27 protein-coding genes are annotated in these 25,660 nt (G+C 72.2%); 11 read left to right on the top strand and 16 right to left on the bottom strand.

Annotation, left to right across the window (positions count from 1 at the left end):
- Positions 1-215 precede the first annotated feature (215 nt).
- The 7 genes from AB0C38_RS26870 to AB0C38_RS26900 form a co-directional block, all read right to left on the bottom strand.
- Positions 216-425 (bottom strand): hypothetical protein, encoded by a 210-nt coding sequence (locus tag AB0C38_RS26870; protein ID WP_360678183.1) that lies wholly within the window; start codon positions 423-425, stop codon positions 216-218.
- Between the two features lie 233 nt (positions 426-658).
- Positions 659-1,537, bottom strand: a complete 879-nt coding sequence (locus AB0C38_RS26875; RefSeq protein WP_360678185.1) for a Ku protein — start codon at positions 1,535-1,537, stop codon at positions 659-661.
- Between the two features lie 93 nt (positions 1,538-1,630).
- Positions 1,631-2,857, bottom strand: coding sequence for a styrene monooxygenase/indole monooxygenase family protein (locus AB0C38_RS26880; protein WP_360678187.1), 1,227 nt, complete (start codon positions 2,855-2,857; stop codon positions 1,631-1,633).
- A 34-nt stretch (positions 2,858-2,891) separates the two neighbouring features.
- Positions 2,892-3,518 carry an ATP/GTP-binding protein gene (locus AB0C38_RS26885; protein ID WP_360678189.1) on the bottom strand — a complete coding sequence of 209 codons (627 nt, stop codon included), beginning with the start codon at positions 3,516-3,518 and terminating at the stop codon, positions 2,892-2,894.
- On the bottom strand, positions 3,493-3,861 hold the full coding sequence (locus AB0C38_RS26890) for a DUF742 domain-containing protein (RefSeq protein ID WP_360678339.1): 369 nt from the start codon (positions 3,859-3,861) through the stop codon (positions 3,493-3,495). Before AB0C38_RS26890 ends, AB0C38_RS26885 begins: the two co-directional genes overlap by 26 nt.
- 92 nt (positions 3,862-3,953) lie before the next feature.
- Positions 3,954-4,391 carry a roadblock/LC7 domain-containing protein gene (locus AB0C38_RS26895; RefSeq protein ID WP_360678191.1) on the bottom strand — a complete coding sequence of 146 codons (438 nt, stop codon included), beginning with the start codon at positions 4,389-4,391 and terminating at the stop codon, positions 3,954-3,956.
- Positions 4,388-5,629: an ATP-binding protein gene (locus tag AB0C38_RS26900; protein ID WP_360678193.1), complete on the bottom strand. Its 1,242-nt coding sequence runs from the start codon at positions 5,627-5,629 to the stop codon at positions 4,388-4,390. Before AB0C38_RS26900 ends, AB0C38_RS26895 begins: the two co-directional genes overlap by 4 nt.
- Positions 5,630-5,975: 346 nt before the next feature.
- Here AB0C38_RS26900 and AB0C38_RS26905 point away from each other — a divergent pair, with 346 nt between their 5' ends.
- Genes AB0C38_RS26905 through AB0C38_RS26920 form a run of 4 tightly spaced genes read left to right on the top strand, consistent with a single transcriptional unit; the run spans position 5,976 to position 11,504 of the window.
- Positions 5,976-6,644 (top strand): TetR/AcrR family transcriptional regulator, encoded by a 669-nt coding sequence (locus AB0C38_RS26905; RefSeq protein WP_360678195.1) that lies wholly within the window; start codon positions 5,976-5,978, stop codon positions 6,642-6,644.
- Positions 6,638-8,371: an ABC transporter ATP-binding protein gene (locus tag AB0C38_RS26910; protein ID WP_360678197.1), complete on the top strand. Its 1,734-nt coding sequence runs from the start codon at positions 6,638-6,640 to the stop codon at positions 8,369-8,371. Before AB0C38_RS26905 ends, AB0C38_RS26910 begins: the two co-directional genes overlap by 7 nt.
- On the top strand, positions 8,368-10,380 hold the full coding sequence (locus AB0C38_RS26915; protein ID WP_360678199.1) for an ABC transporter ATP-binding protein: 2,013 nt from the start codon (positions 8,368-8,370) through the stop codon (positions 10,378-10,380). The genes AB0C38_RS26910 and AB0C38_RS26915 overlap by 4 nt, the downstream gene beginning before the upstream one ends.
- A gap of 53 nt (positions 10,381-10,433) precedes the next feature.
- Positions 10,434-11,504 (top strand): DNA polymerase ligase N-terminal domain-containing protein, encoded by a 1,071-nt coding sequence (locus AB0C38_RS26920; protein ID WP_360678201.1) that lies wholly within the window; start codon positions 10,434-10,436, stop codon positions 11,502-11,504.
- A 3-nt stretch (positions 11,505-11,507) separates the two neighbouring features.
- On the opposite strand, the gene AB0C38_RS26925 is transcribed toward AB0C38_RS26920, so the two are convergent.
- From AB0C38_RS26925 to AB0C38_RS26955, 7 genes are all read right to left on the bottom strand, one after another.
- Positions 11,508-12,209 carry a hypothetical protein gene (locus AB0C38_RS26925; protein WP_360678203.1) on the bottom strand — a complete coding sequence of 234 codons (702 nt, stop codon included), beginning with the start codon at positions 12,207-12,209 and terminating at the stop codon, positions 11,508-11,510.
- A complete protein-coding gene (locus AB0C38_RS26930; protein ID WP_360678205.1) occupies positions 12,194-12,808 on the bottom strand; it encodes an MFS transporter in 615 nt (204 codons plus the stop codon). Before AB0C38_RS26930 ends, AB0C38_RS26925 begins: the two co-directional genes overlap by 16 nt.
- A 174-nt stretch (positions 12,809-12,982) precedes the next feature.
- A complete protein-coding gene (locus AB0C38_RS26935; RefSeq protein WP_360678207.1) occupies positions 12,983-13,231 on the bottom strand; it encodes an SPW repeat protein in 249 nt (82 codons plus the stop codon).
- The gene (locus AB0C38_RS26940; protein WP_360678208.1) at positions 13,198-13,359 is read right to left on the bottom strand and encodes an SPW repeat protein; all 162 of its coding nucleotides are present in this window, start codon (positions 13,357-13,359) and stop codon (positions 13,198-13,200) included. The genes AB0C38_RS26935 and AB0C38_RS26940 overlap by 34 nt, the downstream gene beginning before the upstream one ends.
- A 96-nt stretch (positions 13,360-13,455) precedes the next feature.
- On the bottom strand, positions 13,456-13,938 hold the full coding sequence (locus tag AB0C38_RS26945; RefSeq protein WP_360678210.1) for a hypothetical protein: 483 nt from the start codon (positions 13,936-13,938) through the stop codon (positions 13,456-13,458).
- A 127-nt stretch (positions 13,939-14,065) separates the two neighbouring features.
- Positions 14,066-17,044: a BTAD domain-containing putative transcriptional regulator gene (locus tag AB0C38_RS26950; protein ID WP_360678212.1), complete on the bottom strand. Its 2,979-nt coding sequence runs from the start codon at positions 17,042-17,044 to the stop codon at positions 14,066-14,068.
- 101 nt (positions 17,045-17,145) lie between these two features.
- Positions 17,146-17,850, bottom strand: coding sequence for a DJ-1/PfpI family protein (locus tag AB0C38_RS26955; protein ID WP_360678214.1), 705 nt, complete (start codon positions 17,848-17,850; stop codon positions 17,146-17,148).
- 99 nt (positions 17,851-17,949) lie between these two features.
- Between AB0C38_RS26955 and AB0C38_RS26960 the strand changes: the two genes are divergently transcribed.
- The 3 genes from AB0C38_RS26960 to AB0C38_RS26970 all read left to right on the top strand — a co-directional run bounded on the left by AB0C38_RS26960 (position 17,950) and on the right by AB0C38_RS26970 (position 21,020).
- Positions 17,950-18,927: a GlxA family transcriptional regulator gene (locus AB0C38_RS26960; protein ID WP_360678216.1), complete on the top strand. Its 978-nt coding sequence runs from the start codon at positions 17,950-17,952 to the stop codon at positions 18,925-18,927.
- Between the two features lie 200 nt (positions 18,928-19,127).
- Positions 19,128-20,702, top strand: a complete 1,575-nt coding sequence (locus AB0C38_RS26965) for a YibE/F family protein (RefSeq protein WP_360678218.1) — start codon at positions 19,128-19,130, stop codon at positions 20,700-20,702.
- Positions 20,703-20,774: 72 nt separating this feature from the next.
- On the top strand, positions 20,775-21,020 hold the full coding sequence (locus tag AB0C38_RS26970; RefSeq protein WP_360678220.1) for a hypothetical protein: 246 nt from the start codon (positions 20,775-20,777) through the stop codon (positions 21,018-21,020).
- On the opposite strand, the gene AB0C38_RS26975 is transcribed toward AB0C38_RS26970, so the two are convergent.
- Positions 20,992-21,642, bottom strand: coding sequence for a hypothetical protein (locus AB0C38_RS26975; RefSeq protein ID WP_360678222.1), 651 nt, complete (start codon positions 21,640-21,642; stop codon positions 20,992-20,994). The two genes, AB0C38_RS26970 and AB0C38_RS26975, sit on opposite strands and share 29 nt — an antisense overlap.
- A gap of 2 nt (positions 21,643-21,644) precedes the next feature.
- Entirely contained in the window at positions 21,645-22,211 is a 567-nt protein-coding gene (locus AB0C38_RS26980) for an MBL fold metallo-hydrolase (RefSeq protein ID WP_360678341.1), read from the bottom strand.
- Between the two features lie 147 nt (positions 22,212-22,358).
- Between AB0C38_RS26980 and AB0C38_RS26985 the strand changes: the two genes are divergently transcribed.
- The 4 genes from AB0C38_RS26985 to AB0C38_RS27000 all read left to right on the top strand — a co-directional run bounded on the left by AB0C38_RS26985 (position 22,359) and on the right by AB0C38_RS27000 (position 25,549).
- Positions 22,359-23,234, top strand: a complete 876-nt coding sequence (locus tag AB0C38_RS26985; protein ID WP_360678223.1) for a peptidylprolyl isomerase — start codon at positions 22,359-22,361, stop codon at positions 23,232-23,234.
- Positions 23,234-24,013, top strand: coding sequence for an aminotransferase class IV (locus tag AB0C38_RS26990; protein WP_360678225.1), 780 nt, complete (start codon positions 23,234-23,236; stop codon positions 24,011-24,013). The genes AB0C38_RS26985 and AB0C38_RS26990 overlap by 1 nt, the downstream gene beginning before the upstream one ends.
- A gap of 112 nt (positions 24,014-24,125) precedes the next feature.
- Positions 24,126-24,905, top strand: coding sequence for a hypothetical protein (locus AB0C38_RS26995; protein WP_360678227.1), 780 nt, complete (start codon positions 24,126-24,128; stop codon positions 24,903-24,905).
- Positions 24,906-24,970: 65 nt separating this feature from the next.
- Positions 24,971-25,549 (top strand): hypothetical protein, encoded by a 579-nt coding sequence (locus AB0C38_RS27000; RefSeq protein ID WP_360678229.1) that lies wholly within the window; start codon positions 24,971-24,973, stop codon positions 25,547-25,549.
- Positions 25,550-25,660: the final 111 nt, after the last annotated feature.

Consider the following 25,660-nt stretch of genomic DNA (forward strand, 5'->3'; position numbering starts at 1 on the left):
TATCCACACGGGACACCGCGGAAATTAAAGGGTCCTCCGGCTCCGAGGGGGAGGGAGAGCCGAAGGACCCCGTTAGTGTTAGCACATCGCCCAGCCCGTGTACACAGCTGCATACACGATCGTGTTACACCCTTGATCGTTCCCCGACGCCGTGAAGGCCTCCCCGGACGGCGGCGAAGCCAGCCGGAAAGGCCTTCACGATCCTGGCGGGAGGCTCAGGAAGCTTGGCGCAGCCGGGGTTTCCTCGGCGTAGTGGCACAACCGCACCCGCCGCCGATGGCCGGGCAGTCGACGATCAGCGCGTGCCGGACGCGGTCACCGTCCTCACAGGCCGGTTCGGTGCACTCGGCGAATCCGCCTTCCGGGTGCACCACGAGGGTGCCGTGGCAGTGATCGATCCCGGCGTCACAAGAAGCGCACTCCATGACCGGCCCGCCTTTCCGCGTTCGTGCCCGGTGTGCTCGCACCCCTTGGTACCACCGGAAAGCACGCGGACCCGGTAACGGGACGGCGGCGTGTCGCCGCGACCACCCGTCCGAGGCTCGGGCGCCGGAACGACGTCGCGAATGACTCATTCGCGGCGTCGGGTGTCCCGAATGAGTCATTCGCGACCTTCACCGGCCGCCGAACCGAGTGGCGGAAGCCGTGGCCGAGCGGCTCAGGCGGACTTCGGCGCCCGCTTCCGCGCCGCCGGCTTCTTCTTCGCCGGGGCCGGGGCCTCGTCCTCATCGGACTCCTCCGAAGTGGACTTCGCCCCGCGGGACTTCTTCGCCGCGTCCACACTGGCCTGCAGCGCCGCCATCAGGTCGACCACGTCGGCCTTCGCGGTGACCGCCGCCGGCTTGGTCGTCTCCTCCCCCGCCACCTTGGCCTCGATCATCTCCTCGAGGGCCTCGCGGTAGTGGTCGTGGTACTTCTCCGGCTCGAACACCGGCTCGGCGAGGGAGTCGATCAGCGACCCGGCCATGGTGACCTCCTGCGGCCGGATCTGCGGCGGGTCGTCGCGCAGGAACGGGAAGTCGGGCTCGCGGACCTCGTCCGGCCACAGCATCGTCGTCATCACCATGACGTCGGCGTGCACCCGCAGCACCGCCATGCTCTCCCGCTGCCGCACGGCGACCTTGGCGATGGCCACCTGGCTCGACTTCTGCAGCGCGTCCCGCAGCACGATGTACGGCTTCACCGCGTTCTTCTGCGGCTCCAGGTAGTACGTCCGGTCGTACTGGATCGGGTCGATCGACTCCAGCGGCACGAACTCCAGCACGTCGATCGTGCGCTGCGAAGGCAGCGGCAGCTCGGCCATCTCGGTGTCGGTGATCACGACCATCTCGCCGTCGGGCAGCTCGTAACCCTTGGCGATCTCGGCGTAGGGCACTTCCTGCCCGTCGACCGTGCAGAACCGCTTGTACTGGATCCGGCCGCCGTCGGCTTCGTGCACCTGCCGGAGCGAGACGTTCTTGTTCTCGGTGGCGGCGTACATCTGGATCGGGATGCTGACCAGCCCGAAGGACACTGAGCCCTTCCACATCGCCCGCATGCACGCACCTCCGATATACCGCACTGTCGCCTTCACGCTACGTGACCACCGTAGCCCGAAACGTCCCTCCGCGACAGTGCGCCGCCCGGCGCGCTAGACCTCTGCCAGGTACTTCTCCCACAGCACGGGGTCCATGAACCAGTTCCGGAAGTCCGTGGGATCGGTGAACCCGTTCGCGAACCGCCGCGCCACCGCCGGGTTCTGGCCGGCCACCCCGAGGATCTGGAACACGTGCGGGGGCGGCGGCATGAGCAGCGCGTTGGTCCATTCGGTGACGTGCCGGGCGTACTCCCAGTAGCGCTCGAACGTGGCGTCCATCCACCCCGTGTCGAACGGCCGGTCGCCGTGCTCGACGATCGCGGCCAGGTAGGTCGCGGCGCAGTGGCTCGCGTTGTTGGAGCCCTGCCCGGTGATCGGGTCGTTCGCCACGACGACGTCGGCCATGCCCAGCACGATCGCCCCGCCCGGCAGGGTGCCGACCGGGTTGCGGACCACCGGCGTGTAGCCGCCGGCCAGGGTGGCCTTCGCGTCGGTCAGCTCGGCGTCGCGGCTGCGCTCGTACTCCCACGGCACGAACCGCTTCATCAGGTCGAGGATCCGCGCGAAGTGCTCGGCCGGGCCCGGGCGGTCGTCGAAGCAGTCCAGCGGCCCGCCGGGCACGCCTTCGAAGAAGAGGATGTCGCAGTTCCCGGTCAGCGTGTACGCGGGGATCATGAACAGCTCGCCGACGCCGGGGACGATGTTGAACCGCACGGCCATTTTGTCCGGGTGCTCCGGCCGCGGGCGCACACCGTGGGCGTAGGCCAGCGACAGCGCGCGCATCGGCTTCGTGTACGGCGACCGCTCGGGGATGCGGTCGAACAGCTGGACCAGCTCCCCCTTGCCGGCCGAGATGATCACCAGGTCGTACAGCTTCGACAGCGCGTCCAGTTCGGACGTCATCACGCCGTGGATGACGAGCTTGCCGCCGCGGTCCTCGAACAGCTCGAGCCAGCCCGCCATCTTCACCCGCTGGTCGACCGACTGCGCGATCTCGTCGAGCTCGGCGAACCAGTCGAGCGCGCGGCCGCCGTCCGGCGCGGCCACGGACACGCCGAGCCCTTCGACGTTCACCGTGTCGGCTTCCCACTGGTCGATCCCGAGGTCCCGCTCGTGCTGCAGCGCGTCGTGGAACATGCACTGCGTCGACATCACGCGCCCGGTCCGGATCTCCTCCGGCGTCCGCGCGGACATCACCGTGACGTCGTAGTCCTTCGCCAGCAGCCCCAGGGCCAGCTGCAGCCCGGACTGCCCGGCGCCCACGATCAGGACCTTGCGCATGAAGCTCTTCTCTCCTCGTTCAGGCGTGCGGGGTTCAGGCGTGCGGGGCACTGCCGGCGAGCTCGCGGCCCGCCGGGCCGGAGAGCACCGCCAGCGACAGCGTGTGGCTGACCAGCTCGGTCAGGGTGGCGATCGTCGAGGCGCGGTCGCGGGCGTCGCAGGTGACCAGCGGGACGCTCGGGTCGAGCGCGAGCGCGTCGCGCACCTCGTCGAGGTCGTGCACCGGCATGCCCTCGAACTGGTTGACCGCCACCACGAACGGCAGCTCCGAGTCGTTCTCGAAGTAGTTGATCGCCGCGAAGGACTCCTCGATCCGGCTGGTGTCGACCAGCACGACCGCGCCGAGCGCGCCGCGGCTGAGGTCGTCCCAGAGGAACCAGAACCGCGCCTGGCCGGGCGTGCCGAACAGGTACAGCAGCAGGTCCGGGCGCAGCGTGATCCGGCCGAAGTCCATCGCGACGGTCGTGGTCGACTTGCCGCCGGGCGGGATCTCGTCGACGCCTTCGCCGGCCTCGGTCATCCACGCCTCGTTGCTCATCGGCGGCACTTCCGACACCGCCCCGACGAAGGTGGTCTTGCCGACACCGAAGCCCCCGGCGACGACGATCTTCGCGGAGATCGTCAGCAGATCGCCCTCAGGCGGGGAGCCGCTTGAGCCCATCAAGGATCCTCTCGAGGACGTTGGTGTCGTGGTGGTAAGCGTGCGCGGTGGGGTGGACGAACACGGCGCCCTGCGAGGCGAGGTCGCCGATCAGCACCCGCACCACGCCCAGCGGCAGGTCCAGCCCGACCGACAGCTCGGCGATCGAGCACCGCGCCCGGGCGCGTTCGTAGAGCGAGCGCGACTCGGGCATGAGCGTGCCGCTCAGCGCCGGGTCGTACTGCGGGACCGAGACCAGCGTCTCCACCAGCAGCTGGTGGCGGGTGCTGGTGCGGCCGCCGGTGAGCGCGTACGCCCGGATCCGGCGGCTGCGCCGCGGCAAGGCGGTGTCCTTGTCGGACAGGGGGATCACATCCTCGTGCTGCACTCCGGGGCTTCGCCCCGGGCCGGGGGCTCCGCCACCCGGACCCCCGGAAGATTCGTGGGGCATGCCGATCACACCCGAGGCCGGCGCGCGGTGAGCACCTGGCGCAGTTCGGCGCGCACCTCGGGGGTGAGCGCGTGGCCGGCGTTGGTGATGAACTGGGTCATCTCGTAAGCGACCACCTTCATGTCCGCCTCGCCCGAGGTCAGCACCGCGAGCCCGGCACCGGAACCGATGCCCATGAACAGGAAGTAGCCGTGGGTGAGCCGGATGATGATCTGCTCACAGGCGCCCTTCCCGAACAGCGCCGCGCTGTTCCCGGCCAGCGAGAGCAGGCCGCTGGCGATCGCCGCGAGCTGCTCGGCCTCGGCTTCGGCGACCGAGTCGGACGCGGTGAGGGGGAAGCCGTCCACGCTCATGATCAGCGCGTGGCTGACGCCGTGGACCTTGCGCACGAAGTCGTCGAGCAGCCAGGCGAAGTCCGCCGGGGCCGGATGGGGGGCGCTCACGAGGCGGTTCCTCCGGGCGTCTCGTCCTGCTGGGATCGGTTGTTCTCGGCGAGGGCGGCCCGCTCGCCGTCGGCGAACGCGCCGAGGTCGGCGAGCAGCTGGTCGTGCCCGGAGCCGGGCGAAGCCGGGGGTGGCGGTGGCGGTGGTGGTTCGGGGGCGGCGCCGCGGATGCTGCCGGGCACCCGGCGCGGCAGGCCGTTGGCCGTCAGCCCGCCGGTCTGCTCGACCGGCCGCGGGCGCGGGGTGGGCTTGCGCGGGATCGCGGTGACCGGCTCTTCGCGGGGGAAGGTGCCCGGGCGGCGGCGCGGGAGCTCGCCGGCGGTGGCCGGTTCGCCGGTCGCGGCCTTGACCGGCTCGACCGTCACGGTCCGGGTGCCGGACCACGCGTGCTCGGCAAGCTCGGTCACGATGCCGGTGGGCAGCAGCACGGTGGCCACCGTGCCGTGCGGGCTGCGCCGGTCGAGGCGCACGGTGACCTCGTGGCGGGCGGCGAGCCGGGAGACCACCGCGAGACCCATGTGGCGCGCCGCGGCGTCGTCGAGGTCGCCGCCGGCGGCCAGCCGCGCGTTGAGGCCGTCGACGCGGTCGGCCGGGATGCCGATGCCCTCGTCCTCGATCCGGACGAGCACGCTGCCCTGCTCGGTCAGGTGGGCGCTGACGTTCACCGGCGAGCTGGGCGACGACTGGTTGGCGGCGTTGTCGAACAGCTCCGCCAGCACCCGGCCGAGGTCCTCCGCGGCGAAGCCGACGACGCCGAGGTTCACGACCCGGCCGATGGTGATCCGGGCGTAGTGGTCGATCGAGGACATCGCCGCGCGCATGACGTCGAGCAAGGAGGTCGCGCGGGCGGCGTCGTCGGCGGTCTCCTGACCGGCCAGGACGCGCAGGTTCTCGGCGTTGCGCCGCAGCCGCGTCGCGAGGTGGTCGAGCTGGTAGAGCTCGGCGAGGCGGTGGTGGTCCTCCTCCCCCGCCTCCAGCTCTTCGAGCCGGGCGAGGAGCTGGTCGAGCAGGTTGAGGTCACGCAGGGCCACGCTGGCGCAGATCTCGGCCAGCACGGCGTCGTCCGCCGTCGCCTCCGCCACCACCACGGGCGGCGTCAGCGCCGCGAGCGCCGGCCCCGCCGAGGGCTCGTACCCGGGGTGCTTCGGCGGCGCGGTGAGGTACTGCGCGGCGGCGACCCGCGAGCGGTCCAGCAGGACGCGTGATCGATCCAGGAGTTCCCGGGCCCGGCTGGCCATGTGGTCCCACTTCTTCCTTGCTCAGTTCGGACGCGGTGCGACGTGCCGACCCCCGGCGGCGACGACCGACATGGAAGCAGAAAGCCTTGTGACGTGTCCACAACCCGTCCCCGTGCGATCGCGCCCCGTGAGCACGGATCCGGAGCGTCGCGCCTGGTGAGCGCAGTGGACTAGGCCATTCGGCTCATTTTTGCAAATTGCGCGTGGCAACAGAGCGCACACGGACGCCGATACCGCAGGCAGCGCGGGTTCGCACGGCGAAAACCGGCCATGTCCGGTTCGCCCTGATTTTTGCGGGCCACGCACTTTTTTGCGGGGCACGCAAGTTTTTCGCTACACTCTGTTCATGCCGCCGGACGAACCACCGAAGCTGACGCTGCGGGAACGCAAGAAGCGCGAGGCCCGCCGGGCGCTCGCGCAGGCCGCGTTGCGGCTCTCGATGGACCGCGGGCTGGAGAACGTGCGGGTGGAGGACATCGCCGCCGAGGTGGGGGTCTCGCCCCGCACATTCAACAACTACTTCTCCAGCAAGGAGCAGGCGGTCTGCTCGATGGTCGTCGACCGCCACGAGGGGATGCGCGAAGCCCTGCTCGCCCGGCCGGAGGGCGAGCCGCTCTGGGAGTCCGTGAAGCAGGCGGTGATCGAGCAATATTCGCGTGAAGGCGAGCCGGATCGCGCGTATGTTGCGCGTATCCGGGAGCTGATGGGCCAGCTCATGCTGCGCGGCGAGTTCCTCAACGCCCACGCGGCGGTCGAACGCGTCCTCGCCGAGACCATCGCGAAGCGGGCGGGTGGAGCGGACCACCTCCTGTGCCGGCTGATGGCTTCCACGGTGGAAAGCGCCGTCCGCGTCGCCTTCGTCAACTGGTTCATGACCGAGGGCGAGCCGTTCCTCCCGACCCTGGAACGGCTGCTGGACGAGCTGGCGGCGGGGATGCCCAGCTTGACCGGCGGCACCGCACCGCGACCCGGACCGAACACCACCACCACATCACTGGGGGAACCGTTGTGCTAGTCAAGCTCCTGCGCAGTCACCTGCGCCCGTACAAAACCACGCTGTGGGTGATCGTGGCGCTGCAGCTCGTGCAGACGATCGCCATGCTCTACCTGCCGACGCTGAACGCCGACATCGTCGACAACGGGCTGATCAAGGGCGACATGCCCTACATCCTGCGCGTCGGCGCCGTGATGCTCGCCGTGACGCTGGCCCAGATCGCCGGCTCGATCGGCGCGGTGTACTACGGCGCCCGCACGGCGATGGCGGTCGGCCGCGACATCCGGTCCGGCGTCTTCCACCGGGTGCAGGACTTCTCGGCCCGCGAGGTCGGCCAGTTCGGCACGCCGTCGCTGATCACCCGCACCACCAACGACGTCCAGCAGATCCAGATGCTGGTCGTGATGACGCTGACGCTGATGGTCTCGGCGCCGATCATGTGCGTCGGCGGGATCATCCTGGCGCTGAACCTCGACGTGCCGCTCTCCTCGCTGCTGCTGGTGATCGTGCCGGTGCTGGCGATCGCGGTCGGCACGATCATCACCAAGATGCGCCCGGCCTTCCGGCTGATGCAGGAGCGGATCGACCGGATCAACCAGGTGCTGCGCGAGCAGATCATGGGCATCCGCGTGATCCGCGCGTTCGTCCGGGACAAGCACGAACGCGAGCGCTTCGACGTCGCGAACGACCGGCTGCTCACCGTCTCGCTGCGCGTCGGGCGGCTGATGGCGCTGATGTTCCCCATCGTCATGCTGGTGATGAACGCCTCCAGCGTCGCGGTGCTGTGGTTCGGCGGGCAGCGCATCGACTCCGGCAGCATGCAGATCGGGGCCCTGACGGCGTTCCTGTCCTACCTGCTGCAGATCCTGATGTCGGTCATGATGGCCACGTTCATGTTCATGATGGTGCCGCGCGCGGAGGTCAGCGCCGAGCGGATCAGCGAGGTGCTCGACACCGAGTCGAGCGTCCGCTTGCCGGTGTCCCCGATCAAGCCCGGCGCGGTGCACGGGCACCTGGAGCTCTCCGGGGTCGAGTTCCGCTACCCCGGCGCGGAAAAGCCGGTGCTGTGCGACATCTCGCTGATCGGGCGGCCGGGTGAGACCACCGCCGTGATCGGGTCGACGGGTACCGGCAAGACCACGCTGCTCAACCTGATCCCGCGGCTCATGGATGCCACGAAGGGCACGGTGAAGGTCGACGGCGTCGACGTGCGCGACCTCGACGCGGGGGTGCTCGCCCGCGCGGTCGGGCTGGTGCCGCAGAAGCCCTACCTGTTCGCCGGGACAGTGGCGAGCAACCTGCGCTACGGCAACCCGGACGCCACCGACGAAGAGCTGTGGCACGCGCTGGAAGTGGCGCAGGGCAAGGACTTCGTCGAGTCGATGCCCGAAGGCCTCGAGGCGCCGATCGCCCAGGGCGGCACGAACGTCTCGGGCGGACAGCGGCAGCGCATCGCGATCGCGCGGATGCTGGTGCACAAACCGGAGATCTACCTGTTCGACGACTCGTTCTCGGCGCTGGACTACGCGACCGACGCCGCCCTGCGCCGCGCGCTGGTCCCGGAGACCGCCGAAGCGACGGTGATCATCGTCGCGCAGCGCGTCAGCACCATCCGGGGCGCCGATCGCATCATCGTCCTCGACGAGGGCCGCGTCGTCGGCACCGGCACCCACCACGAACTGTTCGACGGCAACGAAACCTATCGCGAGATCGTGCTGTCCCAGCTGACCGAACAGGAGGCGGCGTGAGCACCACGGAAGACTCCGCCAAGACCGCCGTCACCGAAGCGGGGGAACGGCCCACCGCCGAACGGCAGAAGAACACCGGTGCCGCCACCGTCGGGCCCGGCCGGTGGATGGCCGGCGGCGCCCCGCCGGAGAAGGCCCTCGACTTCAAGGCTTCGCTCAAGCGGTTGCTCCGGATGCTCGCCCCGCAGCGGCTGTACCTGATCGGCGTGCTCGTGCTCGGTGCGGTGAGCGTCGCGCTGACGGTGATCGGGCCGAAGATCCTCGGCCAGGCCACCGACGCGATCCTCGCCGGGGTGCTCGGCAAGCAGGTGCCGCCGGGCGTCACCAAGGAGCAGGTCGTCGCCGGGCTGCGCGCCGGCGGCAACGGCACGCTCGCCGACATCTACAGCCGGGTCGACCTCGTGCCCGGGGTGGGCATCGACTTCGACAAGGTCGGGCAGATCCTGCTGACCGTGCTGGCGCTGTTCGTCATCGCGTCGTTCTTCGGGCTGATCCAGGCCCGGCTGACGACGACGCTGGTGCAGCAGGCGGTGTACCGGCTGCGCCAGGACGTCGAGGAGAAGTTCGCCCGGCTGCCGCTGAAGTACTTCGACCGCCAGCCGCGCGGCGAGGTCCTTTCCCGGGTCACCAACGACATCGACAACCTGGCGATGTCGCTGCAGCAGACGCTGTCGCAGATCGTCGCGTCGCTGCTGACGGTTATCGGCGTGCTGATCATGATGTTCCTGATCTCGCCGCTGCTGGCGCTGATCGCGCTGCTCACGGTGCCGCTCTCGGCCGTCGTGGCGGCGAAGATCGGCAAGCGGGCGCAGCCGAACTTCATCAAGCAGTGGGCCACCACCGGGAAGCTCAACGCGCACGTCGAGGAGATGTACACCGGGCACTCGCTGGTCAAGGTGTTCGGCCGCCGCGACGAGTCCGCGGCGATCTTCGACAAGCAGAACGAAACGCTGTACGAGGCGAGCTTCCGGGCGCAGTTCATCTCCGGGATGATCCAGCCGGCGATGATGTTCATCGGCAACCTGAGCTACGTGCTGGTGGCGGTGATCGGTGCCCTGCGCGTCGCGTCGGGCAGCCTCACGCTCGGCGAGGTCCAGGCGTTCATCCAGTACTCGCGCCAGTTCAGCCAGCCGGTGACGCAGATCGCCAGCATGGCGAACCTGCTGCAGTCCGGCGTCGCCTCGGCCGAGCGGGTGTTCGCGCTGCTCGACGCCGAGGAGCAGGCGCCGGAGCCGGAGCACCCGGAGCGGCCGTCGGCGATCAGCGGGCGCGTGGAGTTCCAGGACGTCTCGTTCCGCTACCTGCCGGACAAGCCGCTGATCGACGACCTCTCGCTGACCGTGGAACCCGGTCAGACGGTCGCGATCGTCGGCCCGACCGGCGCGGGCAAGACGACCCTGGTCAACCTGCTCATGCGGTTCTACGAGCTCGACGGCGGGCGGATCACGCTCGACGGCGTCGACATCGCGAAGATGAACCGCGAGGAGCTGCGCGACCAGACCGGCATGGTGCTGCAGGACGCGTGGCTGTTCGGCGGCACGATCGCGGAGAACATCGCCTACGGCGCCGACGACCCGACCCGCGACGAGATCATCGAAGCGGCGACGGCGACGTACGTCGACCGGTTCGTGCGCACCCTGCCGGACGGCTACGAGACGGTGCTCGACGACGAGGGCGGCACGGTCAGCGCGGGTGAGAAGCAGCTGATCACGGTGGCGCGGGCGTTCCTGGCCAAGCCGGTCATCCTCATCCTCGACGAGGCGACCAGCTCGGTCGACACCCGCACCGAGGTGCTCATCCAGCGGGCGATGAACGAGCTGCGCTCGGGCCGCACCAGCTTCGTCATCGCCCACCGGCTCTCCACGATCCGCGACGCGGACGTGATCCTGGTGATGGAGCACGGGCAGATCGTCGAGCACGGCGACCACGAGACGCTGCTGGGCAGCGGCGGCGCCTACTCGCGGCTGTACGCGGCGCAGTTCGCCGAAGCCATGGCCGAGACGGACTGACCCCGGGGCCCGGTACCCTGGAAGCTCTCCAGCGGAAGGGGTACCGGGCACCGATGGCCGACCGGCTCGAGGAGTACCGCGGCAAACGCGGGAAGGACCGCACCCCCGAACCCTGGCCCGACGGTCCGCCGGAACCGGGCGGCAACGACCTCTTCGTCATCCAGGAGCACCACGCCTCCCGGCTGCACTGGGACTTCCGGCTGGAACGCGACGGCGTCCTCGTGTCGTGGGCCGTGCCGCGGGGCCTGCCGCTCGCGCCCGGGGTGAACCGGCTCGCGGTGCACACCGAGGACCACCCCATGGAGTACCTCACCTTCCACGGCGAGATCCCGGCGGGCGAGTACGGCGGCGGCCGGATGACCGTGTGGGACACCGGGAAGTACGAAACCCTGCACTGGAACGACCACAAGGTCGAGGTCGTCTTCCACGGCGAGCGGGCGCGCGGCAAGTACCTCTTCCTCAACCGGCACAACGCCGACGACGACCGCGACTGGATGCTGCGGCGCCTCGACCCGGCCGAGCCGGGCCACGAGGACGCGCCGGAGTTCCTCGAGCCGATGCGGGCGGTCCCGGGCGAGCTGCCGGCGGACGACGGCGAGTGGGCCTACGAGTTCGCGTGGGGCGGCCTGCGCACGATGCTGCAGATCTCCGGCGGCCGCGTCACCGCGCACGACGAATCCGGCGCCGACGTCACCGGCCGCTACCCGGACCTGCACAAGTTGGGCGAAGACCTCGGGTCGACGGAAGTGCTGCTGGACGGCGAGGTCGTCGTGGTGAAGGACGGCAAGCCCTCCCCCGAAGGCCTCGAAGAACGCCGCCGGGCCGACGGCGCCGCGGCGAAGCGCCTCAAGACCCACTGCCCGGTGTTCTACTTCGCCGCCGACATCCTCCACCTCGACGGCAGGCCGACGCTCGACCTGCCCTACACCGCACGCCGGGAGCTGCTGGACGACCTGCCGGTCGCCGACCGCCACTGGCAGGTCCCCCGCTACTTCCCCGGCGGCGGCGAGGACGTCCTCGGCGCCAGCCGCCAGCACGGCCTGCCGGGCGTGGTCGCCAAGCGGGCGGGCGGCCCGTACCGCCCCGGCGACGACTCCGGCGACTGGCTGTTCGTCGGGAACTGAGGCTCAGTGCACCCGCGGGACGGCGGCGATCTGCCCACCCCGCGCGTTCTTCAGCAGGACCACCGCGAGCACGGCTCCGGCGGCCGCGACCACCGCGCAGACCACCAGGCTCTGGTGGAACCCGGCCAGCGCGCCGGCCGGCCCGGGCGTGGCGGCCGCGCTGGAGGCGATGATCGTCGACACCACCGCGACCCCGAACGCGCCGCCGATCTGGAACGCGGCCGTGCTCGTGCCGGACGCGATGCCCGCGTCAGCCGGGGTGGCGCCCGCGAGGGCCGCCGCCGCCAGCGCCACCGGGCCCGCGCCCAGCCCCAGGCCGAACAGGACCAGGCCCGGGAACACCGTCGTGAGGTACGCGCCGTCGAGCGAGATGCCGACCAGCAGCGCACAGCCCGCGCCGAGCAGCAGCAGCGCGGTCACCGCGACCGGCCGGACGCCGCGCCGGGCCAGGCCCGCCTGGGCGGCGAACGCCCCCACGACCGACGCGATCGGCATCGCCGACTGGCTCAGCCCGAACTGGATCGGCGTGTGGCCCAGCACCCCCAGCGAGTACTGCGAAAGCACGACCGACATGCCGAAGCCCGGCACCAGCGCCACGATCGTCAGCAGGTTGGCCCCCAGCACGCTGGTGGAGCGGAACAACCGCGTGGGCAGCAGCGGGTTCGCCGAGCGCTTCTCCACCAGGACCGTCAGGCCGGCCAGCACCACGAAGAGCGCGCCCAGGCCGAGGACCGGGAAGCCGCGGTCCCGAGCACCGCGCCGGCGACGTCGAACGTGCGCGACGCCGACGCGTCCCGGCTTTCCCGCAGCAGCACCGGGCTCAGCACGAGCATCACGATCGCGACCGGGACGTTGACGTAGAACAGCGACTGCCACCCCAGCTTGTCGAGCAGCGCCCCGCCCAGCAGGAGGCCGGTCGTCGCGCCCACCGCGGCGATCGCGGACCACGTGGCCAGCGCACGGTTGCGCGCGCGGCCTTCCGGGAAGGTGTCGGTGAGGATCGCCATCGCGGTCGGGGCCATCAGGGCCGCCGAAACGCCGTGCAGGGCCCGGGCCGCCAGCAGCAGCGGCGCCGCCGCCGCGAGCGCGGACAGGATCGATACCAGCAGGAACAACGCGGTCCCGAGCATGAACACGCGGCGGCGCCCGAGCAGGTCGGCGGCCCGGCCGCCGAGCAGCAGCAGACCGCCGAACGTCAGCAGGTTGCCCGAAAGAATCCACTGAGCCTCGACCGGCGAGAGCCCGAGGTCCGCCGCGATCACCGGCACGCCCATGATCACGCTCTGGGCGTCGAGGATCACCATGAAGTTGGCCGCGCAGAGCAGAACGAGCGCCGCCAGGCGGCGGGGGTCCGCGGGCCGCGGCCGAGTCCGGCCGCGCCGATTCTGCGAGGGTCATCCGCGCTCCCATGCTCGTTCCGATCGTGCGACCGACGGTACGAACCGCGAGGCGGTGGGCTCATCTCCCCGGCTGCGGGGTCAGCCGGCGCGGACGAGCACGACCACGCCCGCCCCGACGACCACCGCGCCGGCGACCACGTTGCCGACGAGCGCGGCCGTCGACGGCTGCGTCTGCGCGGCGTGCCGCAGCAGCCACGGCGAAAGCGCCGCCCACGCGCCGAGCACCGGGACGACCCAGCCGAGCGGGCGCAGGCGCCGCGTCGCGGTCCGGGCGATCGCCAGCGCGACGAGGACTACGCCGACAACGGTGTTGCTGAACGCGAGCACGCCCGCCCCTCCGAACCGGCGACCCAGGGCGCGAGCACGAGGTAGAGACCAGCGAGCAGGACGAGGCCGGCCGCCGCGCCGGTCACGGCGGTCCGCGACCGGCCCGCCGGGGTGCTGTGCGAAGTCATCTCCTCACCTCCACCCCGGAGAGGTACCCGACGGTAGCTGCCGGTGACCGGGGCCTGCCCGCAGCCCTCGAGACGGGCAGGCCCCGGCGCCGGACCTCAGCAGCCGCAGGTGTAGTACGTGATGTCCCAGTGGTTGCCCTCGTCGCAGTAGAGGTTGCCGGAGCCGGCCTTCCACTGCGGGTAGCCGTCGCCGCGCAGCCCGATGTAGGCGAAGGTGTTCTTGACGTAGTTGTCGATGCAGCTGTTGTGCGAGATGTCCACCTTGTAGCCGTTGTAGTGGCTGTAGGTGCCCGACGCGTGGCCGACCTCGGTGCCGCCGGTGATGTTGACCGCGCAGCCGCTGGCCCGCTTCAGCGTGATCACGCCGGTGACCGTGGTCTGGTTGATCTGGTCGTAGGACGTGCAGGTCGAGTTGGAGCGGGTGGTGCAGCCACCGCTGGACGAGTGGGTCACCCCGGCCGCGGACAGCTGTGACGCCGCCGCCGACTGGCTGAGCTTGGTGACCTCGACGCTCGCCGACGCGGTGCCGATGGTGGCGAACGCCACCGTCGCGGCCGAAGCGGTCAATCCCACTGCCACGCGCGCGAGCATCCGTTGTCCCGGCATGCCTTGCCTCCTGGGGTACGACGATCCGAACGGCGGCAGCCAAGTGGGGAGGGCCATAACTTCGCCAAACAGCGCGGGCGCGAACCACTGCGGCGGCGGGTCAGGTCCTGATCTTCGTCAAGACTTCACGAGTCCGGTCCCGTGCCGGGGATTCACTGGTGACGGCGTTGAGCTCCCGCAGCGCGCGCAGCTCCCACAGCGGGAACCCGAGCTCCTCGAACAGGCCGGCCGACGTCCGCAGCAGCCGCGCGGCTTCCGGCCCGGCCCCCTCGTCCGCGTGGGTCCGGCCCAGGCTGAGCAGGGTGTACCCGGCGCCGCGGCGGTCGCGCAGCTCCCGGAACACGCCCATCGCGACGCGCAGGTGCCACCGCGCGCCCGCCGGGTCCCCCGCGCGGCGGCCGAGCTCGGCGAGGCAGCGGTGGGTGTAGGCGGCGGCGTGCCGGTGCCCGATCTGCTCGAACAGCGTCAGCGAGCGCGTCAGGCAGCGTTCGCCGTCGCCGAGCTCCCCCGCCTCGGTGTGCAGTTCGCCGAGGCTGCGCAGGACGTGTGCCTCCCAGTGCCGCTCGCGGGTGCGGACGGTGCCGCCGAGGGCGCCGGTGAGCAGGTCGGCGGCCTGGTCGCAGCCGCCGTGGCGGCGCAGGACGTCGGCGTAGCGCTTGGCGACGTGGTCGTGCCAGCGGCCGTCGTCGCACTCCCGGGCGAGCAGCATGCTCACCTCGAAGCTCTCGACGGCGCGCCGCACGTCCCCGACGTCCTCGGCCAGCGAACCCAGTTGCGCCGCCGCGGCCGCCTGCCCGCGGCGGTCGCCGCATTCGCGCAGGAGCTCGAGCGCCTCCAGCAGCGCGGCCTCGGCGGCCCGCGCGTCACCGCCGTCGAGGTCGACGTCGGCGAGTGCGGCCAGCACCGCGCCCGTGCTCTGCGGGTCATCCAGCTGCCGGAAGCGGTTCCCGGCCATGACGAAGTAGTTCCGCGCCTGCCGCCCGCGGCCGTGCTGCAGGTGCACCGAGCCGAGGTTGTAGAGCTTCTCGGCTTCCGCGTGCGGGTCCTGGCGGCGGCGGGCCGCGGCCAGCCCGAGCACCGAGACGGCGCGGGCGGCGTGGCCGAGCCACGGGGTGCCGGCCAGCGCCGTGCACGCGTCGGCGAGGCGTTCGGTCAGGTCGTGCCAGCCGTGCGCGCCGGCCAGCCGCGCGGCCGCGGCGAGGTGCGCGGTCTCTTCGGCCGCCCAGGCCACCGGATCGGCCGCGACCCGGCGCAGCACGGCGGGATCCGGCTTCGTCTCGGCGCCGGCCGGGCGGCCCCGGGCGTGCTCGGCGAGGGCGAGGGTGACTTCGCACGCGCGGCGCAACGCGACCCCGTCCGTCTCCGGCGGCGAACCCTCGGTCAGCACGAGCCGGGCGAACGGGGCCACCGCCCAGCGCGTCCCGCCCAGCGCGTGCTCTTTTCCTTGCCTCTCCAGCAGATGCGCGGCGGCGAGGGCCTCGAGCCGGTCGCGGGCCTCGTCGAGGGGGCGGTCCAGCAGCGCGGCCGCACACCAGTCCGGGACGGGGCCGGCGAAGGCGGCGAGCAGGCGAAGGAGGTACCGGTCGGGCGCGGGCCGTTCGCGCAGGGCCGACGTCACGGCGGTCCGGACGCCGAGGTCGCCCGTGGTCAGCTCGTCGAGCCGGCGGCGGTCGTCGGCGAGCCGGGCGGCCGGCTCGGCGATGCGCTGGTCCGGCCGCGCCGCGAGCTTCACCCCGGCGATCCGGACGGCGAGCGCGAGCCCGGCGCAGTGGCCGAGAAGCCGTTGCGCGGCTTCGGGTTCCGCGCGCAACCGGGCCTCCCCCGCGATCGCCGCGAGCAGCGCCCACGCGTCCTCTGTGGACAGCCGGGCGACCGGGACCGGGTGCGCTCCGCACAGGCCGGGCAGCTCCCGGCGCACGGTGACCAGCGTCGCGCAGCCGGGCCCGCTCGGCAGCAGCGCCCGCACCTGGGCCTCGTTCGTGGCGTCCTCCAGCAGCACGAGCAGCCGCCGGTCCGCGGTGTAGCTGCGCCAGAGCCCGGTCAGGCCGGCGCGGTCGGCCAGCTCCGCCGGGGTCGCCCCGAGCAGGCGCAGGAACCCGGTCAGCACGGTCGCCGGGGCGGCGGGCGCGCCGTCCGGGCCGCGCAGCGAAGCGGTCAGCTGGCCGTCGGGGAACCGGCGGCGCGCCCGCCAGGCCGCCTGGACGGCCAGCGCGGACTTCCCGGCCCCGGCCGCCCCGTGCAGCACGACCGGGCCCGGACCGCGCAGCGCCCGGCCGACGTCGGCGAGCTCGGCCACCCGGCCGGTGAAGTCGGGCACCGCGGGCGGGAGCTGGGCGGGCGGCCCCGGCGTCGTCCAGTCGGTGCCGGCGATCCGGCGGTACACCGCGACGAGGTCGTCGCCCGGCCAGACGCCCGCTTCTTCCCAGAGCGCCCGCCGCGTCCGGCGGAGCACCTCCAGGGCGGATTCGCGGTGGCCGACGGCGCCGAGCGCGGCCGCGAGCCGGGCGGCGAACCGCTCGTCGGCGGGCCGGGCCGCGACGACCGGGTCGAGCCGCTCGACGACCGACCGGCCGTCGCCGTCGGCGAGCTCCAGCTCGACCAGCTGCAGCAAGGCGGCGGAGCGGCGGTCCTCCAGCCACAGCTTGTGCGCCTCGAGCAGCGGCCCGCCCGCGACGTCGGCGAACGCGTCACCCCGCCAGCACGCCAAGGCCCGTTCGAGCGCGCGCCGGCGCTGCGCCCGGTCGTCGGCGCCCGAGGACAGCAGCGTCAGGAAGTCGTCCGCGTCCAGCTCCCCCGGCTCGACGGCCAGCGCGTAGCCCCGCGGCCCCGAGCGCAGGCGCTGCCCGGCCTCGGCGGCCCCGAGGCCCGGCGAGAGCGTCTTGCGCAGCTTCGACACCGTGACCTGCACGATCGCCGCGGCGCTGGACGGCGCGCCGTCCGGCCACAGCTCGTCGACCAGGGTGTCGCGGCCGACGAACTGGCCGGCGCGCGCGAGCAGGACGGCGAGCAGCCGCCGCGGCTGGGCCGCCGACGGCAGCACGACGGAGGCCGTCATCGGACCGAGGACCTGGAACCGCACGGCTACACCTCATCCGCGAGATCACCTGATCGAGCGGGCTGAATGTAGCCGTCCGGTGTCTGGCATTTCCCTCGTTCACCCGGATGGCCGACGACGTTGGTTCAGGCGTGCGCGAGCAGCTTGTCCAGTAGTTCCGGGTTGTCCGCCAGCCCGGCCCGCAGCGTGTGCTCGCGCAGCGGCTTGAGGTCGCCGTAGGGCTGGTTCGCCCAGTCCAGGCCGCCCTGCGGCGGCTCCGGGTCGTACTCGATGGCGAACTGGACGTTCGTCGCGAGCTGCCGCCCGGCCAGCCGTTCCACCAGGTGCAGCGCCAGGTCGATTCCAGCGGAGACGCCCGCCGCGGTGATCACCCGGCCGTCTTCGACCCAGCGCTCGGCGACCGGCGTCGCGCCCAGGCCGGTCAGCAGGTCGCGGAACATCCAGTGCGTCGTCGCGCGCTTGCCTTCGAGGAGCCCGGCCGCGCCGAGGATCATCGAGCCGGTGCAGACCGACGTCACCAGCTCGGCGCCGGCGGCCGCGGTCCGCAGCCAGGCGAGGAGGCGCTCGTCCGACATCGCCTGCAGCGTCGGCACGGTGCCGCCGGGCACCAGCACCGCGTAGGGCGACGGCACCTCGTCGAAGGTGTGGCTCGGCGCGACGCTCAGCGGTGTGTCGGTGCCGACGGTGTCCTTCGTGGCGCCCACCACGACGGTCCGGAAGCCCGGATCCATCTGCGCCAGGGCGCTCAGCACCTGGAGCGGGCCCACCAGGTCGAGCGGCGTCAGCCCCGGGTAGACGACGAAGGCGAGGGTCTTCTGCTCAGCGGTCATGCGGCCGACCTTGGCGGCCGCCGGCGCCGACCGGGCGGGAGATGTCCGAAATCCTGCGAACCGCGTCTGAACGCCGGTCCGGCTGCTAGCGTGCGATCCATGGCAGGCTCACCCAGACGGGTCACGATCGTCGGATTTCCCGACGTCGAGCTGCTGGACGTCGCCTGCCCCGCGGACGTCCTCGACGCCGCCAACCGCCACGGCGCGCGTCCGCCGTACGAGATCCGGCTGGCCACGATCGATGGCCAGGCCGTCCGCACGTGCTCCGGTCTCGTCCTGCAGCCCCACCTGCGGCTCGACCAGGTGGCGGCGGACCTCGACACGCTGGTCGTCGCGGGCGGCTGGGGCAGCACGACGGCGGCGTCCGACGAGCGCGTGCTGGCCCACATCCGGCGGCTGGCCCAGACCAGCCGGCGGGTGGCGTCGGTCTGCACGGGCGCGGAGGTGCTCGCCGCGGCGGGCCTGCTCAACGGCCGCCGCGCGACGACCCACTGGCGCTGGGCGGCGAAGCTCGCGGAGGCCTACCCGGCGGTGACGGTGGACCCGGTGCCGCTCTACATCCAGCACGGCAACGTCTACACGGCCGCCGGGGTGACCAGCGGGCTCGACCTGACCATGGCGCTCGTGGAGGCCGACCACGGGCCGACGCTGGCCCGCGAGGTGGCCCGTTCCCTGGTGACGTACCTGCAGCGGCCGGGGAACCAGGCCCAGGTCAGCCTGTTCCTGGCCGGCCCGCCGCCGGAGCACCGCGAGGTCCGCGACCTGACCGCGTACATCGCCGAGAACCTCGCCGAAGACCTCGGCACGCCGGCGCTGGCGGTCCGCGCCGGGCTCAGCACCCGCCAGCTCACCCGCCTGTTCGACGCGCACCTGGGCACGACGCCGGGCAAGTACGTCCGCACGGTCCGCACCGAGCACGCGGCCCGTCTCCTGTCCGGCACCGACCTCCCCCTCGCGACGATCGCCCGCCGCTGCGGCTTCGGCTCGACGGAGACCCTGCGGCAGGCCTTCCTCGACCACTTCGACACCCCACCGTCGGCGTACCGGCGCGTCCACGTCCGCCAGGCCTACAGCTGACGCCGTGTCGACCCCGCAATCACGCGTGTCGACCTCCGGATCACGTCGGGGGCTCGGCCGGCTCGCGTGATCGGGCGGCCGACACGCGTGACTGGAGGGTCGACACGCGTGATCCTGGGGACGACACGGCGCATCGGGACGAACCGGGCCGTCGGCGGCCCCTTGCGCGAGGCGGGGAATCCCGCTGTCAGGATGTGCGCGTGGACCGCCCCGACCTGGACGACGACGAAACCGGCCCGATTCGCCGGATCACGGACGAGGTGTCCCCTTCGGCGGCCGGATCGCCCCGCAAACCCGTCCGCCGGACGCCGCCCGACAGCGCGCGCCGCGCCGCCGACCCCGTGCGGCGCCGCGCCGACACCGGACCCCAGCGGGTGCCTGCCACCGGCGCCCAGCGCGTCCCCGATGGCGACAAGCGGACCGACACCGGACCGCAGCGCGTCCAGCGCGCCGCCCGCCGCGGGGACACCGGACCGCAGCGGGTCCCGGCCGGAACCACCCCGCGCACCGCGAAAAAGCCCGGGCCCCCCGCCGAAACCGGCCATGGCCACGGCCACGGGCACGGCCCCGCCGCCCCGGCGTCGAAGCGGGTCCGGCTCCTGCTGATCTGGCTGCTCGCCCCGCTCGCCCTGGCCACCGTCGTCGGCATGATCGTCCTCTACCCGTGGGGCAAGCCGGACCCGACGAGCGTCGTCCCGCAGGGCACGCCCGTGGCCGCGAACATCACCGCCACGACCACCGGCCCCTGCCTCGCCCAGGGTCAGGTCCAGGTCGGCGACCAGACGGACCCGGACGCGAAACCCTGCCTGACCACCGACCTCACCATGACCGACGGCCCGGCGAGCGGGAAGCAGCTCAAGCTGACCGTCCCGATCGAACCCAGCACCCCGCGGTTCGCCGCGGGCGACGCCGTCGTGCTCGCCTACAACGGCGGGAACGCCGCCGACCCCGCCAGCTTCCAGCTCGTCGACTTCCAGCGCGGCACCCCGCTGCTCCTGCTCGCCGCGCTCTTCGCGGTCGCGGTGCTGGTGCTCGGCCGCTGGCAGGGCCTCGCCGCGCTCGTCGCGCTCGGCCTGTCCTTCCTCGTGATCGCGCTGTTCATCCTCCCGGCCATCCTCGCCGGCGAGAACCCCCTGGTAGTGGCCATCGCCGGGTCCGGCGCGATCATGTTCATCGCGCTCTACCTGACCCACGGCCTGACGGCGAGAACATCCGCGGCCGTCCTCGGCACGCTCGCCAGCCTCGCCCTCATCGGCGTCCTGTCGGCGATCTTCTCCGCCGCGGCTTCGCTCACCGGGCTCGACGACAGCACGTCGACGCTCATCGGGTCGCTCGGCCACGGCATCGACGCGCGCGGGCTGCTGCTCGCCGGCGTCGTGATCGGCGCGCTCGGCGTACTCGACGACGTCACCGTCACCCAGACCAGCGCCGTCTGGGAGCTCCGCCGCGCCAACCCGGACCTGACCTGGCAGGAGCTGTACCGCTCCGGCCTGCGGATCGGCCGCGACCACGTCGGTTCGGCGGTCAACACGCTCGTCATGGCCTACGCCGGGGCCGCGCTGCCGGTGCTGCTGTACTCGTCGATCTCCGGCGTGGGGCTGGGCGCGCTGCTCGGCAGCGAGGAGATCGCGCAGGAGATCATCCGGACCCTCGCGGGCAGCGTCGGCATCGTGGCGGCCGTCCCGGTGACGACGATCCTGGCCGCGCTGATCGCCTCCCGCGAGCCGGCCGGGTACCTCAGCAGCACCAAGAAAGCCGTTCCGTCCCACCCGTAACACCGGCGAACCCCGGCCGCGACAACCACGCCCGGACGCGGTAGGAAGGCGGCACCCGACCCGGGAGGCGCCATGTTCCTGCTCGTCGGCCCGCGCCAGGTGGTGCGCGGCGCCCTGCGGCTGGTCACCGCCACCGTCCAGGCCGTGGAGTCGCTGCCGCGCATCGCGGCCGCCCTCGAGGACGTCCGCGCCACCCTGCACCACGTCGAGCGCCTCGCGGCGTACATCGCGCAGGAGGTGCCGGAGCTCGTCTACCAGCTCGAGCAGCTCCGCGAGGCCGGCGATGAGCTCAGTCGAGAGTCGCCACGAACCGGCTGACGGCCTCCATCGTGAACCGCTGCACGTACTTGCCCGACGGCGCCACCGACGCCAGCCGGTAGAGCGGGCGTTCCGCCACGCCGGAGCCGCGCGCCTCGGCCTTCAGCTCGGCGACCAGCAGCTCCCCGAATACGAGGCCGTTCGCCTCGACGTTGTTCATCAGCGCGTTCGCCAGCTTCCGCAGCTGCAGGATGCCCAGCTCGCGGCCGCCGGTCCCGGAGAACACCGCGAGGTCGACCTTCCCCACCTTGCCCCGCTGGCCGGCGTTGACCAGCAGGCTCACCGTGCGGGAGCCGCGGACGTCCCCGATCACCAGGTCGAGGCGCGTCGCGGTGACCAGGTCGACCCGCCGCAGCCCCCAGGTGCGCACGAGCAGCGTCGAGCCCTCCAGCCAGACGCGGCGCCGGATGCTCACCGCCATCACGTACAGCAGCGGCAGCGCGATCACCAGGGCGACGGCCAGCCCGATCAGGGTGCCGCCGATCAGGCCCGCGACACCCCCGAACGCGGCGGCGACGATCACCACGCCGATCAGCCCCGAGATCCCGCGGCGACGGCGTCCGCGCGGGTCCTCCTCGAACAGCGCCAGCCGTTCCGACGACGCCTCTGTCTCTTCGGCCATGCTCACGCCCCCGTCCCGGCGAGGAACGGGTTGCCCGCGCGTTCCCGGCCGATCGTCGTCGCCGGGCCGTGGCCCGGCAGCACCACCGTGTCGTCCGGCAGGCTCTCCAGCAGGGCTCGCACCGACTCGGCGTCGGTGCCGCGGCCGACCGACCCGGCGAACAGCATGTCGCCGGTCAGCGCGAGCCGGCCGCCCTCGGGCGTCGCCAGGCTCAGCACCACCGACCCGGGCGTGTGCCCGGGCACGTGCCGGACATCGACGGCCAAACCGGCGAAAGTGCCCGTTTCGAGCGGCACGCTGTCGCCGTCGTACACCTGCGCGTCGGCGGGGTGCAGGTGCAGCGGGACGCCGTGGGCCGCGGTGACGGCGGCGGCCGACGCGACGTGGTCGGGGTGGCCGTGGGTGGCCACGAGCGCCGCCGGGACCAGCCGGTGTTCGGCGAGCGCGGCGGTCAGCGGCGCGGCCACCTCCGGCCCCGGATCCACGACCACGCACGGCCTGCCGGCGGCCTCCGCCAGCAGGTAGCAGTTCGCCTGCAGCGGGCCGCTGCCGAACCCGACGACGAGCACCGAACGCCTCCCGGACATCCGCGCCGGATGGCGCCGATCACGATCGGGTTGAGACTAGCGGGCCCTGTACATGGTCCTCACAGGCTGTGCCCATACACTGCCGCTACCTCAGACGTGTGACACAAGCGGAAACCTGGAGGGTACGGGGTGGCGACCAACCAGCAGCGCCGCGAAGCTGCGAAGCGCAAGCTCGAGAGGCAGCTCGAGCGCCGATTGGAGCAGCAGAAGCGACGCAGGAGGATCGGCGCTGGTGTCGTCGGCGTGGCTGTGCTCGTCGTCGCGGGCGTGGTGGTGTGGATCGTGAGCGCCAACGGCGGTGACAGCACCGCCGACCCGGCGGCGTCGTCCTCGGCCGCTCCGCCGCCGACCGACCTCCAGATCCCGACGCAGCGCACGGAGCTGCCGAAGCGGGCGACGGCGCTGCCGAACCCGACGACGTGCGACTTCAAGGCCGACACGACGGGCAAGGCGCCGAAGAAGGTGAACGTGCCCGACGGCAAGAACGTCCCGTCGACCGGCACGGTGAACGTGACGCTGAAGAGCACCGCGGGCGACATCCCGCTGACGCTCGACCGGGCGCTCGCGCCGTGCGCGGTGCAGAGCTTCATCAGCCTCGCGAAGCAGAACTTCTACAACGACACCATGTGCCACCGGCTCGGCACCGAAGGCCTGCAGATGCTGCAGTGCGGTGACCCGGCGGCGACCGGCGACCCGTCGAACGACGGCCAGGGCGGCCCCGGCTACACGATGCCGGACGAGGCGTTCCCGGAGATCAAGTACGGCCGCGGCATCCTCGCGATGGCGAAGACGTCCGCCCCGAACTCCGGTGGCAGCCAGTTCTTCATGGTCTACGGCAGTGCCGACGGCCTCCCGGCGGACTACTCGGTGTTCGGCAGCATCAGCGACGAGGGCCTGAAGGTTCTCGACGCGGTCGCCAAGGCGGGCATCGCGAACCCGAACCCGCAGGACGGCACCGGGGCGCCGACGAAGCAGGTCAAGTTCACGGGCGTCACCGTCCAGTAGTGACGGCACGCATCGAGCTGAACGGGGACCCGCTCGGCCCGGACGCCTTCGTCGCGGGAATGACCTCCTACGGTCACTTCACCGCGATGCAGGTCCGGGACGGGCGGGTCCGCGGGCTCGCGTTCCACCTCGAGCGGCTCGCCACGAGCACCCGGCTGCTGTTCGGCAGCGACCTCGACGTCGACCTCGTGCGGTCCCACGTCCGGCAGGCGATCGCCGGCGAACCCGCGCTGTCGGTGCGGGTCCTGGTGCTCACGCGCTCGTTCGACGAGCCGATGAAGCCGGAGATCCTGGTCCGGACGCTCCCGCCGCACCCGCCCGACCCGGCGCCGCTGCGCCTGGGGACCGTGCGCTACCAACGGGATCTGCCGCAGGTGAAGCACCTCGGCACGTTCGGTCTCATCTACCACGCCCGCCAGGCCGAGCTGGCCGGCTACGACGACGCGCTGTTCGTCGATCCCGCGGGCCGGATCAGCGAGGCGTCGATCTGGAACGCCGGCTTCCTGGCCGGTAACACCGTCGTGTGGCCGGAAGCCGCGGTGCTGCCCGGGATCACGATGCTGGTGCAGAAGGAAGCCCTGCGCCGGCTGGGCGTCCCCCAGGAGACGCGCGAGGTCCGTCCCGCCGACCTGCGCGAGTTCGACGCGATGTTCGTGACGAACTCCGAGACCCCGGGGCGCGCGGTCGCCTCCGTCGACGACTTGGTGCTGCCGTCCGCGGACCGCGCGGTGGAGCTGCTCGCGAAGGCGTACGAAACCGTGCCCTGGGACGAGATCTGAACCGCCGCTCGCCCGCTCCGCACCACAAGATCTGAACCACACCCGCTCCCGCCCCGTGTATCGGGGCAACACCGGAACCCGCCGGGGTCACCGGGGAGAGGGTGGGACGACCATGGCCGAAAACCGGGTTCCCGCGGTACGCCGCGTTCTCGGACGGGCCGGGCAGGCCGGGGCCGCGGGTGTCCTCTTCGCCGTGCTCGCCGGCGGGCCCGCACTCGCGCAGGCCCCGCCGCCGCCGGTCAAGTACTACATCGTCCCGCACGCCGACAACCCGGACGACATCACGCTGTTCAAGATCGCCGAGCGGGCCCTCGGCGACGGGAACCGGTTCTCCGAGATCTTCCGGTTGAACCAGGGCCGGCCGCGCCCGGACGGCACGCCGTTCACCGACCCCACCGCGATCGAGCCCGGGCAGGTTCTCCAGTTGCCGGAGGACGCCAAGGACCCCGCCGTGCAGTTCGGCCCGCTGCCGGCCGCTCCCCCGGCCGTCCCGCAGCCGAAACCCGCCGAAGAACCCTCGGGGCTCGGTGTCGGGCTCGCCTCCGCGGTCAGCGGCACCGGCGGTCTGCTGACCGGCCTGATCGCCGGGCTCTGGTGGCGCCGCCGGCCGCGGCTCGTCCCGCCGCCGCCGTTCGAAACCGTCGACGACGAGGACGACGACGGATCCGGCTCGGTGAGCGGAACCCTGCCCATCCCGATCGTGCCGCCCGAAGTGCTGTACCCGGAGCCGATCACCACCGAGCTCGCCATCATCGTGCTCGGCACGGCCGAGACGCAGGTGGTCGCCGCGGTCCGGCCCGGCTCGCGGTTCCACTTCCGGATCGGCGGGAAACCGGACTTCGCCGACAGCTCCACCGTGCTCGTCGTCGACGGGGAAAGCGAGCAGCCCTGAGCTGAACGGATCAACCAGCGCCCGAACCCTGGCCATCGGAGCACCGGTGCCGCGATAGTCGAACGATGACCTCGGATCCGTTCGGGACGCTGCGGAAGACGCTCTGGATCGGTGGGGCCCCGTGGACGGGCAAGTCCACCGTCGCCCGGCTGCTGGCCGAGCGCCACGGGCTGACGACCTACCACCACGACGACCGGACCCGGCCCGCCACCACACCGGCCGACACCACCCTTGCCGAGGACGGCCCGGCCGGCGACCAGCTGGCTGTGCTGCTGGCCGAGTTCCGGCAACGGTTCGAGTGCGCCCTGGACGAGCTGCGCGCGCTCACGTCACCGCGGCCGATCGTCGCCGAGGGCCGGGGGCTGCGCCCGGAGCTGGTCGCGCCGCTCGTCGACTCGCCGAGCCGGATGGTGGTGCTGGTGCCGACCGAGCTGTTCCGCCAGCACCAGCTGCGCCACCACGCCGACGAGCCGGCGATCCCGCGGCAGCGGACCCGGCTGACGCGCGACCGGATGCTCGCGGCGCAGGCCGTGCGCTCGGCGCGGGAGCTCGGGATCCGCGTCATCGAAATCGACGGCAGACTCGATCCGGCGGGCGTCACCGACGTGGTCGCCGAGCACTTCCGCGAATACCTGGACTCCTGAAGATATTATTAGTCCGGCGCTGTCCGTTGACCGGATGCGGAACGATCGCCCAAGATCGATGATCGGCACCGTTCTTCCGCGCAGCGAAGGAGCTGGGTTCTTTGGCGTTCC

The organism is Amycolatopsis sp. NPDC048633 (assembly GCF_040650695.1).
Taxonomy (GTDB): Bacteria; Actinomycetota; Actinomycetes; order Mycobacteriales; family Pseudonocardiaceae; genus Amycolatopsis.